Origin of the sequence: Brachybacterium paraconglomeratum (assembly GCF_039541415.1) — a bacterium.
In the GTDB taxonomy this organism is placed as follows: domain Bacteria; phylum Actinomycetota; class Actinomycetes; order Actinomycetales; family Dermabacteraceae; genus Brachybacterium; species Brachybacterium paraconglomeratum_A.
Window position 1 is genome coordinate 751,581 of sequence record NZ_BAABGE010000002.1, and the last position, 16,876, is coordinate 768,456.

Consider the following 16,876-nt stretch of genomic DNA (forward strand, 5'->3'; position numbering starts at 1 on the left):
GCAGGCCAGGTCAGTGGATCGGCCGCCCGCTCTCGTCGGGGATCCCCGAGGCGCGGAAGAAGTAGGTGCGCAGCTGATCGCGCCACTCCTCGGCGGAGCGCTCCTGCTCGCGCAGCAGCGCCGTGACCCGCTCATGCAGCGCAGTGGGCACCCTGCCCTCGAGCTCCTGCCAGCGCGGACGCAGTTGGAGCACCCGCTCGTAGCCGTCGGCCCGGGAGTCGTAGATGTGCTGGATGACGGTCTTCCCGCTGTGCAGGCGATGCGTGTACGGCACATGGTGGAAGAACAGCAGCAGCTCGTCAGGGCACGTCTGCGGTGACTCGTACAGCGAGGCCCAGGGCTCGGGGAACAGTCCGGCGAAGCCCGTGCCGGTGGCGACAGTGCGGTCCACCCCGAGGCCGTCACGATCGGCGAAGTGGTAGGTGCCCCACGGGGTGTACTCGTAGCCGTCCACGTCGGGGCCGTAGTGATGACCGGGACGCACCATGAATCCCACCCCCAGCGGGGCGGTGTAGCTCTCGTACAGCTGCCAGGACTCGCCCAGCAGATCCTCCAGCACCTCGGCGACCAGCGGATCGGCGCCGAACGTCGCTCCGATCCATTCCTCGAGGATCTGCTGCGGGGAGAGGTCGGGGTCCCAGGCCAGCCGGCCCAGAGCGAAGAGGTTGGCCTGGGCGAGCGGATGCCCGGTCCAGAACGCGTCGGCGCCGACGTTGGAGACCGCGACCACACCGCCCGGACGCTCGGCCGTGCCGGCGACGATCTGCGCGACGGTCGGAGCGCTGGCCTCCGCGGCAGCGGGGTCGGAGTTCCCGAAGGGGAAGCGCAGGTTCTCGCTCCACCAGGGGGCGAGATAGCAGAGGTGCTTCTGCTGCCCGGTGTACTCCTGGGTGATCTGCAGTTCGACCGCGAGCCGGGTGCGGGGCATCGCCCCGATCACGGGGGAGACGGCCTCCCGGACCTGGAAGTCCAGCGGGCCGTGCTTGACCTGCACGATGACGTTGTCGTCGAAGGTGCCGTCCAGCGGGGCGAAGTGATCGTGGGCGGCGCGGGCACGGTCCGTGCTGCGGTCGCGCCAGTCCTGGTGGTGGTCGTAGACGAACGCCCTCCAAAACACCTCACCGCCGTGGGGTGCGAGGGCGCGGGCCAGCAGGTTCGCCCCGTCGGCATGATCGCGGCCATAGGCGAAGGGGCCGGGCTGTCCCTCGGAATCCGCCTTGACCACGAAGCCGCCGAAGTCGGGGATCGCGGCATAGACCGCCTCGGCGGTCGCCGCCCACCAGTCCTGGACCTCGGCGTCCAGCGGATCGGAGGTTGTCAGGCCTCCCAGCAGGATCGGCGAGGCGAAGGAGACGGCGAGGTGGACCGAGATGCCCTGGCCCCGGAAGACCTCCGCGAGCCGCGCGACCTGGTTCAGCCGAGACGTTAGGAGCGTGGCCTCGCGGGCGTGGACGTTCACATTGTTCAGCGAGACCCGGTTGATGCCGATCGAGGCCAGCAGCCTCGCATACTGCTCCACCCGGGTGAGGTCCTCACGCAGCTCGCCGTCCTCGTAGAACAACGAGCCGCCGGCGTACCCGCGCTCCACCTGCCCCATCACGGAATGCACGGTCATGTTGTCCCAGTGGTCGAGCATCCGGATCGCCTGCGCGGGAGCGCGCAGGGTCCAGCCGGCTGTGCTGCCGGTGCCGGTTGTGCTGTCTGTGCTGTCGGTCGCGTCGGCTGCGTCGGTGGTGTGGACCACTGCGGTGGCCTGCCCCAGCACCACCGCGTAGAACCCATGCAGCAGACCGCGATCCCCGCCGGCGATCACGCAGAGGTGCTCGCCCTCGACCCGCAGCGCATAGGCCTCGGGGCCGGCCGCGGCGAGCTCCTCGAGCACCGCCGCCTCTATGCCGGCGTCACGGGCGGCGGGCAGGTCGTACAGGCGCAGGGTGCCGGCCGTGCCCTCTGCCAGGTCGCGCAGCCGTTCCACCTCGGCGCCGACGGTCCCCGCCAGGGGCCCGCCGGCATGCAGCTGCACCTCGCGGGGCAGACGCGCCGCCGCGTGCGCGCCGAGCCACGCGAGATCAGCGGGTTCCTCAATGCCAGCGTGGTCGGCGGGCTCAGCGGGGCCAGCGGACTCAGCGGACTCAACGGCCTCGGCGGACTCAGGGGGGCCAGCGGACTCAGCGGGGCCAGCGTGGTCAGCTCGCTCGGCGGGTGCGGGGCTCACAGATTCTCACGCAGCCAGTCGAGCTGGCGGCGCTGCTGAGCGGGACCGCCGCCCTCGTGGTTGTTGAAGGGGTAGACGACGATCTCGCGCTCCGGATCGGTCCCCGTCGCGCTTCCGTAGAGGTTGTAGGCGGCGAATACGGTGGAGGGCGGGCAGATGACGTCGCGCAGCGCCACCGAGAACATCGCCGGCGCGGTCGCGCGGCGGCCCAGATGCAGGGCATCGACGTAGGCCAGGGTCCGGAAGGTCTGCTCCTCGAGCCCTCGATGGACCGCCAGGTAGCGCACGATCTCCTGATACGGGTCGGCATCGGTGATCTCGGTCGCGCGGCGCATGTGGGTGAGGAAGGGGACGTTGGTCATCAGCGCGTCGACGTCGGGGACCAGCCCGGCGGCACCGAGCGCGAGCCCGCCGCCCTGGCTGTTGCCGGTGACGACCACCCTGCCGTCCGCGCCGGTCAGGACGCGAGCGGCATCGACGGCGCGGGCGGCGTCGGTCAGCAGACGGGTCAGATACGAGGTGTGCGGGGAGTCGATGCCGCGGGTCATGACCCCGGCGGCGGCGGGTCCCGAGCCGGCCGGGTCGGCGGTGTGACCGCCGGCGCCCCAACCCGAGCCCTGTCCGCGCGAGTCCATCAGCAGATGCCCGTAGCCGGCAGCGGCCCAGGCCAGGCGCTCGAGTGGCTCGCCGCGGCCACCCCCGTACCCCAGGTACTCGACGATCACCGGCAGACCCGCATCGACCCCGGCTGGCCGGTTGTACCAGGCTCGCACCGGGGTGCCGTCGTGCCCCGCGAGGGTGACGTCCCAGGTGTCGACGAGGGTGAGTCCGTTCTCGACTCGCTCCTGCGCGAGGATCGGGGCGGAGGCCGCGCGGGCCCGGCCCAGGGTCTGGTCCCAGAAGTCCTCGAGATCCACGGGTTCCTCGAGCGTGGGGCGATACTCCCGCAGGGCCTCAAGGGGCATGTCGAACAGGGCCATGGGGGATGCCTCCAAGGAGTGCGCGGGGTGGTCATCGACGACCGCTTCCCGCGTGGCGAAACCAGCGAAAACTGGCGAAATAATGAACTGAAAGTTAAGGTGGGACCAGGTTAGAGTTCGCGTGCTGACCGGTCAAGGTTCGTTCGCGCGGGTTAAGGTGCGACTCGGTGCTCCAACGGCGGAGCACCCCGGGCACGGGAGAGGTGAAGTCATGGCACAGAGCGAGACGCGAACCGGTCGGGTCACCTTGAAAGAGGTCGCGGAGAAGGCCGGGGTGTCGCTCGCGACCGCCTCGAAGGTGATGAACGGTCGCGCCGACGTGCGTGACCGCACTCGCGAGATCGTGGCCGAGGCCGCCCGGGAGCTGGGCTACCAGCCCAAACGCCGCGAAGGAGACAAGCGCCGCTCGGCGCTGATCCACTTCGACACGCTCACCAGCCCGTATTCGCTCCAGGTGCTGGAAGGGGCGGAGCAGGCGGCGCACCGCGCCGACGTGGACCTGATCGTCGTCAGCGGCGACCAGACCTCCGCCGGCCTCTCGCGAGCCTGGATGGCTGAGGTCGCCTCCCGCGGCGTCGAGGGAGTGGTGCTGGTGACCACCCCGATCGGCGCTCGGCACGCGCGCTGGAGCCGGGATCTCTCGCTCCCTCTGATCGCGATCGACCCCGTCTCCATCGACCCCGACGTCAAGGGCATCGTCACCATCTCGGCCACCAACTGGGAAGGCGGCACCACTGCGGTCCAGCACCTGGTGGACCAGGGCCATCGACGGATCGGCGTGCTCGCCGGCCCGGAGGATTCGATCCCCGCGCGCCAGCGGCTCCAGGGCTACCACTCCGCTCTCGGCGCCGCCGGAGTGCAGTGGGAGCGGGACCTCATCGCGCACGGGAACTTCTCCTACGAGGATGGCCAACGCGGCGCCGAGCGCCTGCTGCAGCTGCCCGAGCCGCCCACCGCGATCTTCGCCGTCGCAGACACCCTCGCCGTCGGAGCCCTGCGCGCCGCGCGCCAGCTCGGGGTGGAGGTACCCGAACAGCTCAGCGTGATCAGCTTCGACGACACGATGATCGCGCAGTGGACGCACCCGCAGCTCACCGCGGTGCGCCAGCCGCTGTTCTCGATGGGCCAGGTCGCGATCGAGCGCCTGCTGGCGCTGTCCTCGGACCCGGGTCTCTTCGCCCATCCGTTCAAGCTCGAGACCATGCTGATCCAGCGGGAGTCCACGGCCCCCCGGGAGCCGAAGACTCCCCGCGAGTAGACGGCCCAGCGGGAGACCACGGCCCAGTGGGAGTCCACGATTCCGCGGGATCCGACGACTGCGTGGGTGCCGAAGACTGCGCGGGAGCCGACGGCTCCGGAGGGGGAGCAGGGTTCCTGACCTCCGGAGCGCGCCGGCCCTGATGCCGGTGCCTGCTCAGGAGCTTTCGAGGAACCGTTCCCTGGCGCCGTTGATCAGGTCCATGTAGTTCTGCAGCCCGGAGGCCTCGAGCTCCGCGGCGAAGGCGTCCCATTCCCCCATGTCACGGTCACCGAGCATGAACTGCAGGGTGGCGGTGTCCACGGCGTCCTTCAACGGCGTCGCCATCAGGGAAGCCTGCTCGAGCTCCGCCTCCTCGAGCGGTGCCGGAGCCCACGGCGGCATCGATTCGAGGTTCTCGAGCACCCCGTCGATGTACTCGGTGAACGCCGCGGAGTTGTAGGACTCCTTCAGCGCCCGCGACTCGGTGGCCTCGGCCATGAAGGTGGAGAAGCCCAGGTCCTTGAGCAGGTCGGTGCCCGCGCCGACGTTCAGGTCGAAGGAGTCCAGGGAGTAGCCGTCCGCCAGCTCGATCGTGCCGTCCTCGGACTTGGTGTACGTCTCGCCCTCGATGCCCCAGCGCTGCATCTCGCGCGCCTCCGGGTTGAAGTACAGCCAGTCCAGGAACTGGAGGATCGCGAGGAAGTTCTCGGACTCCGCGATCTCGGAGTTGAGCATGAAGCCATGCCAGAAGTTGCGCGGCCCCATGATGTTCCCACCCGGCCCGGCGGGCGGCGGGATGAGCTGGAGGTCGTAGTTGCCCTTCCCGACCGTCTCGTCCAGGGCCTGTGCGAATTCGATGGCCGTGCCTGAGGAGCCGGAGGCGGCGAAGCAGGTCTCCTTGGCGAACTTCTCCGCCACCCCGCCGGCACCGCTGCCGTCGTTCGCGGCGGTCAGGGTCTCGGGGTCCAGCAGGCCCTCGGCGACCAGGGTGCGGTAGTACTCGACCATCGCCTTGTACTCCTCGGTGGTCGCCGCGTAGCGCAGCGGCTCGCCGTCCTGCCCGCCGATCGTCCCGTCCCCGAAGCCCCAGCCGGCCCGGGTGCCGAAGGAGTAGCCTCCGTAGTTGATCAGGGACTGGCCCTCGAAGCCGTCGGCCAGCGGCAGCGAGTCGGGGTACTTCTCCTTGATGGCCTGCAGTCCCTCATGGACCTCGTCCCAGGTCGCGGGGATCCCGATCCCGATCTCCTCCCAGACGTCCTTGCGGATGATCAGGGAGAACGAGGGCACCCAGACCTCCTGCAGGCCCGGCAGCATGTAGTACTTCCCGTCGGCCTGCTTGAGGTTCTCGACCATCTCGGCCTGGTCCCACTCCTCCACGTACTTGCGGAAGTTGGGCATGTGCTCCACGAAGTCGCTCATCGGCAGGATCGCGCCGGAGGAGACGAAGGGGGTCTCGTCGCCGCGGTAGATCAGGGGGATGATCGTGGGCGCATCACCCGCGCTGATCAGCAGGCTGCGCTTCTCCACGGAGTCGCTGAAGGGGACATGGGTGAGCTCGAGCTGCACATTGGTCAGCTCCTTGATGCGGTCGAAGACCTGCCAGGTCTCCTTGACGGGCTGCTCGGGCCAGTCCGTCCACAGGATCGAGACGGTGATCGGCTCGGTGGCCTTGAACTGCTGATCGGCTTCGAAGGTCTCCATCGCGCCGACGTTCTGGGAGGCGGCGTCGACCTCAGCCTCTTCGGAGCCTCCGCAGGAGGCGAGGGTGAGCGCGCCGAGGGTCGCGGCGGTCAGGCCCACGAAGGTGCGGCGGCTGGTGAGCGGTGAGCGGGGGGTGATCATCGGGAACTCCTGGGGCGAGATGAGAGAGCGGATTCGTGGAGCATCGTGCGCGGCCGAGCATCCGTTGCCGCAGGTTCAGCTGTGAGCTGGCGGCGGCGCAGCCCGTCGGGAAGGGACTGGTCGCAGCGTCCCTGCCGCGATTCGTCCCTTCCCATGGAATGAAAAGTTTCTCGAAAACTTATACCCCACGGGTTGTTCGTCACCAGAGTAGGGAGCGGCCGACGGGCGGTCAAGGGCATTGCAGAAAACGTGAAACTTTGTGCGCTCTTGAGTGCTTTCCCAGGTCACGGTGGTCATCGCGCCGTCGAGGGGTCGATGCTTCGATCCTGAAAAGTCATCGAAAAGTTGCGCGGACCGGAATGCAATGCTTCTGGTGGTGAGGTCATCAAACGGCGCTCTGGCGTGCCGCCGGCACGTGCGGCGGGATCGCGGAGTTTCGCTCTGCCCGGCAGGGCGGGTGGCACCGGGCCCGTCGGCCGCCCCATCGCGGCTGCGGCAGTGGCTGCGACTCAGGCCGTGACGTGAGGCGCGCGGACGTGATGCGCCCGCGCGATCCACGCCCCGGGGGCGTTGAACACCGGCTGCAGGGCCGCGCGTGCTGCGCCATGCAGGGCCGGGTCGACCTGGCCGTCCGAGCGCGCGATCAGCACCGGGCCGGCCTCGACCGCCAGGGCGTGCCGCTCCACGGTCTCGCGGATCACCGGCTCGAGCTCGTCGGCGATCGGCGCCAGGTATCCCGAGAGCACCACAGTGGTCAGGTCCAGCACGTTCAGGGCGTTCGCGATCGCCAGGCCCAGCGAGCGCCCGATCATGCCGATCACCTCGGTGCGGTCCCGGGTGAGGGCGAGCGCATCGACCAGGTCGTCGATGAGGATGTCGTCGCTGAGGCCCGCCCGTTCCCGCAGCGCGTGATAGGAGACGTAGGCCTCCAAGCAGCCCTGGCGTCCACAGCGACAGGTGGCGCCGCCCGGCTCGATGACTGTGTGCCCGAACTCCCCGGCCCAGCCGTGCACGCCGGTCATCAGTGCGCCGTCGAGCACCACCGCGCCGCCGATGCCGGTCGATCCTCGCAGGTAGATGAAGGATTCGCCGGGGCGATGGTCGATCTCGGTGAGGACCGAGAGTCGGTTGTCGTTCTGGGCGCGCACCGACAGGCCTGCGAGCTGCGGATGGGCGAGCAGCCGAGCCACGAGCGGCACCTCGGTCCAGTCCAGGTTCGGGGCCGAGAGCACCCGGCCATCGTCCGGGGCGATGCGGCCGGGCACGGCGACGACCACCTCGACCACCGGCAGGTTGCCGGCGTCGGCGCGCACTTTGCCCACCAGCTCGGCGGCGAGGTCGATTGATTCCTCGGCGGAGGTCGCGGTGACCTTCCGGTACTCGATGCGATGGCTCAGCACCTCGCCGGCCAGGTCGATGCCGAGGCAGGCGACATGGTCGGCGGCGATCTCGAGCCCGATCGCCAGCAGGGTGCCGCGGGCGGGGGTCAACGGCACCATCGGTCGCCCGGCACCGGCGGAGATCGGCGTCCCTTCTTCGGCCAGGCCAGCGCCCACCAGCTCTTCGACCAGCTTGGAGACGGTCGGCTTGGTGAGCCGAGTGCGCTTGGCGAGCCCGGCACGGGAGAGGGGGGAAGCTGTTGAGGCGGCGGTGGCCAGCGCGCCCAAGATGATGGACAGGTTGTGCTCACGCAGATGAGTGGACTGCACCTGTGGCCCCTTCCGAGGGTTCGCTGGGTTCGCTGAATCGCCGGCTCCGATGCAGGCGATGCGGCACGCTGAACCCGAATATCTGGGGATAGCTTGGCACGGCGGCGTTAGTTACGGTAACTTACTAACAGCGGTGTTGCGATGAGAGCACGCCGAGAGCACGCCAAGAGCAACGACGAAGGAGCCTCACCATGGCAGCCCCCACCCCCACTCGCGACGACAAGTTCTCCTTCGGTCTGTGGACCACCGGCTGGGAGGCGCGCGACCAGTTCGGTTCCGCCACCCGCCCGCCGCTCGAGCTGAGCGCCCACATCCGCAAGCTCTCCGAGCTCGGCGCCTGGGGCTTCACCTTCCACGACAACGACGTGGTCCCCTTCGACGCGACCCCCGCCGAGCGTCAGAAGATCATCGATCAGCTGAAGTCCGTCACCGACGAGACCGGCCTCGTGATCGAGATGGTCACCACCGACACCTTCGCCCACCCCGTCTTCAAGGACGGCGCGTTCACCTCCAACGACCGCGACGTGCGCCGCTTCGGCCTGCGCAAGGTCCTGGCGAACGTGGATCTCGCCGCCGAGCTCGGCGCGACCACCTTCGTGATGTGGGGCGGCCGTGAGGGCTCGGAGTACGACGGCTCCAAGGATCTCTTCGCAGCGCTCGAGCGCTACCGCGAGGGCCTGGACACCGTGGCCGGCTACATCAAGGACAAGGGCTACGACATGCGCATCGGCCTCGAGCCGAAGCCGAACGAGCCCCGCGGCAACATCTTCCTGCCCACCGTCGGCCACGCCCTGGCCTTCATCGAGCAGCTCGAGCACGGCGACATCGTGGGCATCAACCCCGAGACCGGCCACGAGCAGATGGCGACCCTGAACTACACCCATGGGCTCGCTCAGGCGCTGTGGAGCGAGAAGCTCTTCCACATCGACCTCAACGGCCAGCACGGCCCGATGTACGACCAGGACCTCGTGTTCGGTCACGGCGACCTGATCTCCGCCTTCTTCACCGTGGATCTGCTCGAGAACGGCTTCCCGTCCAAGCCCGGCGCCTACGTGGGTGCCCGTCACTTCGACTTCAAGCCCTCGCGCACCGAGCACGAGCAGGGTCAGTACGACTCCGCTGCGGCGAACATGGAGATGTACCTGATGCTCAAGGAGCGCGCACTCGCGTTCCGTCAGGACCCCGAGGTCCAGGAGGCGCTGAAGTACTCCGGCGTCGAGGAGCTCGCCGAGCCGACCCTCGCCAAGGGCGAGTCCCTCGCGGACCTGCTCGCGGATCGCTCCACCTTCGAGGACTTCGACGCGGACAAGGCCGGCGAGCGGAACTTCGGCTTCGTGCGCCTGCAGCAGCTGGCCATGCAGCACCTGATCGGCTTCCGCGCCTGATCCGACTCGCCCGCCTCACTCGAGCTCCCGAGCTCCCGTGAGTTCTGCGTGATCGCGTGATCGTTGCGTGACCGCCGCGGGAATGTGCGCTGAGGACCTATACGGGACACCGATATAGGTCCTCAGCGCACAATCGTCGGGAGCGGCTCGCGCAGCGCCCGGCTCGCGCCTTGCGTTCGGATCGCTCGGCGGCTCGGCTCCCCGGCACCCCCGGCACGCGGCACGCGGCACCCGGCTCCGCTGCGGGGCATATCCTCGCCCCAGCGCCCCTTCACTGCTGCACTTCCTGTTCAGCACCCATGTGTTCAGCACTCATCTGCTCCAGCACGCTCCGCTCCAGCACTCACGACGGAAAGGCCCTCTGATGGCACCCCTGGTCCTCGGCATCGACTCCTCCACCCAGGCCACCAAGGCCCTTCTCGTCGATGCGGAGTCCGGTGAGATCCTCGAGCAGCGCCGCGCCACCCATCCCGACGGCACCGAGGTCGACCCCCGCGCCTGGCTCGCCGCGGTCGATGAGGCTGCCGGCCCGCTGCTGGAGCGCGCCGACGCCGTCTCCGTCGGCGGTCAGCAGCACGGCATGGTGCTCCTGGACGCACAGGGCGAGGTGGTGCGCGATGCGCTGCTGTGGAACGACACCCGCTCCGCGCCCGAGGCCCAGACCCTGATCGAGGAGATGGGCGGGCCGGAGGCCTCTGTCGAGGAGATCGGCAGCCTGATGGTCGCCTCCTTCACCGCCTCCAAGCTGCGCTGGGTGCGGGACCACGAACCGGAGAACGCGAAGCGCGCCGCCAGCGTGCTGCTCCCGCATGACTACGTCTCCCTCCACCTCGCCGAGCAGGGCGCCGCGCCCTTCACCGACCGCGGCGACGCCTCCGGCACCGGCTACTACTCCACCCGCACCGAGGCCTGGGCGCCCGAGCTGGCCGAGCGGGCGCTGGGCACCGCACTCGCGCTGCCCCGCCTGCCCGGCGCCCCCCAGGAGGTCATGGCCCGCACCGCCCGCGGCGCCGTGATCGCCGCCGGCACCGGCGACAACATGGGTGCCGCGCTCGGCCTCTCGCAGGGCCCTGGCGACGTCTCCGTCTCGATCGGCACCTCCGGCGTCTGCGCGATGGTCAGCCCCACCCGGCCCGGCGATGCGAGCGGCACCGTCACCGGCTTCGCGGACGCCACCGGCAACTTCCTGCCGATGACCACCACCATCAACGCCTCCCGCATCCTCGAGGCCGCCCGGGCGCTGCTCGGAGTGGAGCACGAGGAGCTCTCCCGCCTGGCGCTGGCCTCCGTGCCCGGCGCGAACGGGGTGACCCTGCTGCCCTACTTCGACGGTGAGCGCACCCCGAACCGTCCCACCGCCCGCGCCACCCTCACCGGGATGAGCACGGCGACGACCCGGGAGGACGTGGCCCGCGCCTATGTCGAGGGTCTGCTGTGCTCGCTGGCCGACGGGATCGCTGCGCTCGAGGACCGCACCGGCACCGCCGCCGCCCGCATCACCCTGATCGGCGGCGCTGCCCGCAGCCAGGCCGTCCAGCAGCTGGCTCCTGCGATCTTCGGCCGCGAGGTGACGATCGCCCCCGAGGGGGAGTACGTCGCCCTCGGTGCGGCTCGCCAGGCCGCCTGGGCGCTCTCCGGCGCCGGCGAAGCGCCGACCTGGAGGATCAGCGGGTCCCGCACCGTCGGCGCCGAGCCCACGCCTGAGGTGCTGGGCGCGTACCGCGAGCTGAAGGACCGCACCGAGAGCTGGGGCTGACGGACTCGCGGCACCCCTCGTCGCGCACCCTTCCTCGAGCACCATTCCTTGAGCATTGCTCCACGCGCACCCGCGGTGACCGCTGCCTGCGAGGAGACTGCTATCTGCGGTAGGACTGCGGCGGCAGGGTGATCGGTGCCGGGTGCCGAGCCACCCAGGCGACGACGAGGTCTCGTAGCCGCGCGAGCTCGATGTCGTCGGCCGCGCCGCTGCGCATCGCACGGGCCAGCTCTGCCAGCTCGGCAGCCGCGAGCTCGGGCGAGGTCCCGGAGGCGTCTGCGGTGGTGGCCGTTGCTGCGGTGGACTGTGCTGCGGAGGCGGTATGGGCACTCAGCAGCGCGGGCAGCGCGGTGATCATGCGCGCGAACTCGGTATCCCAGTTCGCGCCGCCGGTGCCATGGATCTCGGCGGTCACGCGGCCGACGATGCGCACGGCTTCGCCCTGCACGGTGTCGGCCGGTCCCATGCCGGGAACCAGCAGATCCCAGAGCTCGGAGAACTGCTCGACGGGGGAGTCCGCGCGGGTGTCGATGGGGGAGGTGCCGTCGTGGCGCACGACCTCCGCGGCCGGCACGACCCCGAAGAGCCGGCACAGCTCCTGGACGGCGGCGCCCGTCTCCTCGACGGACTCGGGGGCATAATCTTCGCGGATCCGCTCGAAGTCCTCGCTGAGGGCGCGCACCTCCTCGCCGATCCCCTCGGGGATCTGCGCCCCAGTTGCGAGGAGCAGCTGCACGGACTCGGTGACCTCGGTGATCTCGTGGGTGCTCGTGCGCCGCAGGCGAGCTTCGAGGGCGGTCTCGCCCTCCTGATCCAGGGCGTTGACGTCGATGCCCGCCTCGAGGAGGGTGCGCACGTGCCCGGGATGCATCATGGCCCCGAACAGGGCCGTCTGTCCGCTGGCGTCGCGGGCATGGAGGTCGGCGCCGAGCTGCAGGATCAGCGTCGGGTTGCCGCGCCAGGAGCCCGCGTGATGATGCAGAGGGGTCTCGCCGTACGCGTCGGGCTGGTTGATGTCGGCGCCCTGCTCGACCAGCCACACCACCAGCTCGTCCGGCACTGCGAAGAACGAGAGCGCCGGCGTCCCGGACGAGGATCAGCCCAGCGGACTCGTCGCGATGAGTCCCACCACTACGAGCAGCAGCGCCACGGCGCCCAGGATGGCACCCGCGAGTGCGGGGAGCATCCGCGGGGCCCGGCCGGCGTCGTAGTGGCCGACGCCGACGACGCCGCAGACGACCGCGACGACCGCGATGGGCACGGCGACCAGGTCACCGATCACCGGGATCAGCGCGCACGCGATGGCGAGCAGACCGAAGGCCAGGGCATATCCGCCCGAGCGGTGTGTCCGGTGCCCGCCGGTCGCGGGATGCTCTGCCATGGGGTGAGAGTAGTGCCGGGCACTGCTCGCCGCACGCCCGTTCACCGCCTGGCCGCGCACCGTCGAGGGTTCACCGCCCGCCGCGCACCCGCTGGTGCTGGGTCAGCACGAAAGTGGCGAGTGTCCAGCCCGGTAGCTCGGCCGTGAGCACCCGGTCGCCGGCACGGACCGTGACGGCCCGCGCCGGAGCGTCGTTGTGCAGGACCACCACGAGGGAGCCGTCGGCCCGCCGTGCCGCGACGTTCGGCAGGCCCAGCGGGGCGGTGGAGGCGACGGTCGGGGTGCCCGGAGGGAGGAACCGGCTGTGGTGGGCCATCACGTACAGCTCCGCATTCGGGATCAGCTCACCGGTGGATTCCTCGATCTGGAACAGGCCGGTGCCGTTGGTGAAGGTCGCCGGTCCCGGTCCGCCGTCCTGGTCGAGCACGAGGTTGAAGAGGATCACGCCGCGGTGGTGATGACGCAGCGCAGGCAGGAAGAGCTGGTTGGACATCCACCAGATCCCGTCGGCGAAGTCGCCCTCATAGGGTTTCGCGGGATCCTGGGTGCCGCTCTGCTCGGTGAACCACAGCGGAGCCTCCGGATGCGCCTCGTGCAGCGGGTCCACCGCGTCGGCAGTTCCGGCGTACGCATGGAACGCCGCGCCCACCCGTCCGGGATCGTCGAGTCCGGTGGCGCGGAGCTCGTCGAGCACCGCCATCGGGTAGTCCACCCGGTCCCAGTTGTGGTCGTAGGACAGCACCGCCGCCGACGAGCCGCGCTGGTCGAGCTCTCCGAGCAGCTGGCCGATCACCTCGGCCTGCACCTCCGCCGTCATTCCCATGCAGGGGTACTGCGCTGTCTCGTGGAGCGGCTCGTTCTGCACCGTGACCGCGCTGACGGTGAGGCCAGGGACGGCCTGCTCGTAGGCCTTCAGGGAGCGGGCGAGGTAGTTCGCCCAGGTCTGCCGGGTCGCCCCATCGTCGAGCAGATGGCCACCGATGAGTGAACCGCTGGTCTTCATCCACGCGGGAGCGGACCACGGCGAGATGACCACGCTCAGGGTCCCCGCGATCTCGACGATATCCCGCAGCACCGGCAGGATCGTCTCCTCGTCACGGCTGATGTCGAAATGCGCCAGCGGATCATCCGCCGGGCCCTGCTCGTCGGCGAAGGTGTAGTAGGTCGAGGCTCCAGCGTCAGGGGCGAAGTCGCTGGTCCCGAGCGGAATCCGTAGGGCGGTGAGGCGCAGAGGGCCGGTGGGGGAGAACATCCCCCGGAGCAGTTCCAGGCGGCGGCGGCGCGGCATCCGCAGCAGCAGCCAGGCCGCGGAATGGGTCAGCGCCGGGCCGAAGCCCTCGAGGGGATGGCCGGGATCCTCAGGGTCCACGTCGATCACTGCCGAGCTGGTCTGGGCGGTGGTGGCGACCTGCTCCCAGACGACCTCGCGCTCGCCGTGGGTCGCCACCACCCCGCCCGTGCGGTCCACGCGGTGCTGCTGCGCGAGCATGCCCCTCCGCCCCGGCGCCCGGTCCGGACCGCGAGAGGGGGCGCCGGCGGAGCGGCCCCGCGGATCTGATCGATCGGGCGGCCCGTCGGCCCCCGCGGCGGCAGGTGCGAGGACACCTGCCCCGGCGGCGAGACCGAGGGTGGCCAGGAGGGTGCGACGGGGATGACGAGTGGTCATGGGGTGCCCTTTCCGGAGCGATCGCCACCGCTGCTCTGCGGTGGTCGGTGCTGTGCGATCCGGCGCCGCGGGAGGGAGGAGAACGCTCTCTGGCGGGTGGCCGGGATGGAACGGCGCCGACGCTAGCGTGCTCGGCGGGCAGGCCGCCAGCCCCCGAGTCTGTACAGAACACCAGGTCAAGGGTGTGATCAAAGACCTGCTCGCGCGCGCGAGATTCCGTCGGAAGCCGTTACCCGATCGTGACGACCGGAGTCACAGACAAGCCTGCGGCGTCCCTGTACGCTCCTCGACATGAACGCCTAACGTTCGTTAGGTGTTTGGCTGATCCCGTTCCTGTCGACCTCAAAGGAGAGCGTCATGACCAACGTTTCGCCTCGCCCGTTCCGCCCCTCCCGCCGTGCCGTTTTCGGACTCGGCGCGACCGCCCTCGCCGTCAGCGGGCTCGCCGCCTGCGGCAGCTCCTCCGGAGGAGGATCCGGCTCCGGCGGCTTCGAGGAACAGGCGCTCACGCTGCCCACCCACGTCGAGCCTCCGGTCCCGGAGGGCGGCATCGCCTCCGAGGTGGAAGGCATGCCGATGATCTTCACCTCGCCCCTGAAGGAGTACTTCACCTCCGTCGACGAAGCGCCGGGCACCGGCGACGAGGTCACCACCTTCCAGGTCCTCTGGGGCGCACCGCCGCGCCCTCGCGAGCAGAACGAGTACTGGCAGGCCCTGGAGGAGCGGCTGAACGTCACCTTCACCCCCACGCTCACCGCGGCCGACGGATACAACGACAAGTTCTCCACCACCATCGCCTCGGGCTCGGTGCCGGATCTGTCCTTCGTGCAGGACACCGATGCGATCGGCCAGCGCGCGCTCGCCGATGGAGCCTTCGCGGACCTCTCCGAGGTGCTCTCCGGGGACAACATCCTCAAGTGGCCGAACCTGGCCAACGTCTCCACCAACGCCTGGCAGGTCTCCGCGAAGAACGGCCACATCTACGGCGTCCCGAACGAGAACCCCTTCCTCACCAACTTCCCGCTCGTTCGCGCCGACCTGATGCGTCTGGCCGGTCACGACTCCATGGGGTCCACGGCGGAGGAGTGGCTGCAGGTGATGACCGATATCGCCGGCCTCGGCACCGCGCACGGCAAGCAGATCTGGGGCATGTCCACGATCGGCGGCAACGAGCAGGCCATGTTCGAGTGGATGTTCCGCGCGGGCACCACCTGGCAGCTCGATGACGCCGGCAAGGTCACCAATGTGCTGATGACCGATGCCTTCGAGCAGGTCATGGAGTTCGAGAAGCAGCTGTGGGATGCCGGGGTCATCCACCCCGACGGGATCGGCGGCGAACTGCCGGATCTGTTCACCACCGGGCAGATCGCCCTGACCATCGACTCCTTCAACGGCTTCTTCGGGAACCCGATCATCGGCCAGGTCGTCGACTCCACCCCGGAGGCCGAGCCCGAGTTCTTCGTGCCGCCGGCCTTCGATGGCGGGGACATCGTCATCCAGCGCGACGACGGCTACTGGGGCATCGTCGCGATCTCCGCCGAAGCCGCCGAGGACGAGGCCCGCCTGCACGCCCTGCTGGGCGTGATCAACTACTGGCGTGCCCCCTTCGGCTCCCAGGAGGCCCTGTTCATCGGCTCGGGCACCGAGGGCGTGAACTATGAGTTCGGACCGGACCACGAGGTCGTCGGGCTCGAGGACGAGCAGGCCGACGCGGACCGGGCGGCGCTGCAGTGGCTGGGCGCCTTCAACTCGCCGATCTTCTCGATCGGCGCCACCCTCACCGACTACGTCGACAACTTCCGCACCACGATGGAGCAGCTCGTCTCGGCGACCGTCCCGAACCCGGTGGCCGGGACCATCGCACCCAGCGCCGCGACCCTCAACGCGAAGCTGGATTCTCTGAACGAGGACTATCGCAACGGCTTCATCACCGGTCGGCGCCCGCTCAGCGAGCTGGCGGCCTACCGCGAGGCATGGCTCAGCGGCGGCGGGCAGACCCTCTGCGACGAGTACACCGCAGCGCTCGACGAGGCGTCCTGAGCGATGTCAGTGCTCATCGCCCATCGCGGAGCCGCTCCTGAGGTCGGCGAGCAGGGCCCGGATGGTGCGACGGGTCACCGCGGTCATATCCACGGCGCCGGGGTCGAGCAGGAACTGGTACTGCACGCCATCCATCACAGCCACGATCGCCGCCGAGGTCTCCAGGACATCGGCCTCGGCGATCGTCGGATCCGCGACGGCGGTGAGGATCGCGTCGCGCACCATGACCCGCAGCCCCGCGAGACGATCCCGGAAGTAGGACTGCGCGGGATGCCCCTCGGTGATCGATTCGCCGAGGAGCACCGCGTACAGCTGGGTCAGCCCGCGGTTGGCGGTGTTGGCGGCGGCGGTGTCGCCGAGGTGGTCCAGCGCCGCCTGCCCGCCGGCGTCGAAGGACGTTCCCCCGATGTCCCGCGAGACGTCGTCACGGTAGTCGATCAGCTCTGTGAGCAGGGATTCCTTGTTCCGGAAGTGGTGCAGGAGGCTCGGGGCGGAGATGCCGACATCCTCGGCGATCGCCGCCAGCGTGGCCCCCGCGTAGCCGCGCTGGCCGATGGTGCGGGCGGCGGATTCGAGGATCTCCTTGCGGCGCAGCGCAGAGCGACGAGCTCGGGGGCCGAGGGAGGCATCGGCCGGATCCATGGAGGCGCTGGGCATGTTCG

General features: G+C 69.8%; 12 protein-coding genes. 4 read left to right on the forward strand and 8 right to left on the reverse strand.

The features are described from left to right. Positions 1-10 precede the first annotated feature (10 nt). On the reverse strand, positions 11-2,215 hold the full coding sequence (locus tag ABD893_RS03325) for an alpha-glucuronidase (protein WP_345076109.1): 2,205 nt from the start codon (positions 2,213-2,215) through the stop codon (positions 11-13). Next, positions 2,212-3,195: an acetylxylan esterase gene (locus tag ABD893_RS03330; protein ID WP_345076110.1), complete on the reverse strand. Its 984-nt coding sequence runs from the start codon at positions 3,193-3,195 to the stop codon at positions 2,212-2,214. Before ABD893_RS03330 ends, ABD893_RS03325 begins: the two co-directional genes overlap by 4 nt. 211 nt (positions 3,196-3,406) lie before the next feature. Between ABD893_RS03330 and ABD893_RS03335 the strand changes: the two genes are divergently transcribed. Continuing rightward, entirely contained in the window at positions 3,407-4,453 is a 1,047-nt protein-coding gene (locus ABD893_RS03335) for a LacI family DNA-binding transcriptional regulator (protein WP_345076112.1), read from the forward strand. A gap of 156 nt (positions 4,454-4,609) precedes the next feature. On the opposite strand, the gene ABD893_RS03340 is transcribed toward ABD893_RS03335, so the two are convergent. After that, on the reverse strand, positions 4,610-6,277 hold the full coding sequence (locus tag ABD893_RS03340) for an ABC transporter substrate-binding protein (protein WP_345076113.1): 1,668 nt from the start codon (positions 6,275-6,277) through the stop codon (positions 4,610-4,612). Between the two features lie 509 nt (positions 6,278-6,786). Further along, complete coding sequence (locus ABD893_RS03345) at positions 6,787-7,986, reverse strand: ROK family protein (RefSeq protein ID WP_345076115.1); 1,200 nt, start codon at positions 7,984-7,986, stop codon at positions 6,787-6,789. 191 nt (positions 7,987-8,177) lie between these two features. On the opposite strand from ABD893_RS03345, the gene xylA reads away from it, so the two are divergent. Further along, entirely contained in the window at positions 8,178-9,371 is a 1,194-nt protein-coding gene (gene xylA, locus ABD893_RS03350; RefSeq protein ID WP_345076116.1) for a xylose isomerase, read from the forward strand. A 364-nt stretch (positions 9,372-9,735) separates the two neighbouring features. Next, entirely contained in the window at positions 9,736-11,127 is a 1,392-nt protein-coding gene (gene xylB, locus ABD893_RS03355) for a xylulokinase (protein WP_345076118.1), read from the forward strand. Between the two features lie 100 nt (positions 11,128-11,227). On the opposite strand, the gene ABD893_RS03360 is transcribed toward xylB, so the two are convergent. The 3 genes from ABD893_RS03360 to ABD893_RS03370 all read right to left on the reverse strand — a co-directional run bounded on the left by ABD893_RS03360 (position 11,228) and on the right by ABD893_RS03370 (position 14,174). After that, on the reverse strand, positions 11,228-12,187 hold the full coding sequence (locus tag ABD893_RS03360) for an ankyrin repeat domain-containing protein (protein ID WP_345076119.1): 960 nt from the start codon (positions 12,185-12,187) through the stop codon (positions 11,228-11,230). Between the two features lie 36 nt (positions 12,188-12,223). After that, positions 12,224-12,508 (reverse strand): hypothetical protein, encoded by a 285-nt coding sequence (locus ABD893_RS03365; protein WP_345076120.1) that lies wholly within the window; start codon positions 12,506-12,508, stop codon positions 12,224-12,226. 70 nt (positions 12,509-12,578) lie between these two features. After that, the gene (locus tag ABD893_RS03370; RefSeq protein ID WP_345076121.1) at positions 12,579-14,174 is read right to left on the reverse strand and encodes a glycoside hydrolase family 30 protein; all 1,596 of its coding nucleotides are present in this window, start codon (positions 14,172-14,174) and stop codon (positions 12,579-12,581) included. 357 nt (positions 14,175-14,531) lie between these two features. Between ABD893_RS03370 and ABD893_RS03375 the strand changes: the two genes are divergently transcribed. Beyond that, positions 14,532-16,214 carry an extracellular solute-binding protein gene (locus ABD893_RS03375; RefSeq protein WP_345076123.1) on the forward strand — a complete coding sequence of 561 codons (1,683 nt, stop codon included), beginning with the start codon at positions 14,532-14,534 and terminating at the stop codon, positions 16,212-16,214. 6 nt (positions 16,215-16,220) lie between these two features. Here the strand turns inward: ABD893_RS03375 and ABD893_RS03380 are convergent, their stop codons facing one another. Then, positions 16,221-16,871: a TetR/AcrR family transcriptional regulator gene (locus ABD893_RS03380; protein ID WP_345076125.1), complete on the reverse strand. Its 651-nt coding sequence runs from the start codon at positions 16,869-16,871 to the stop codon at positions 16,221-16,223. Positions 16,872-16,876 lie beyond the last annotated feature (5 nt).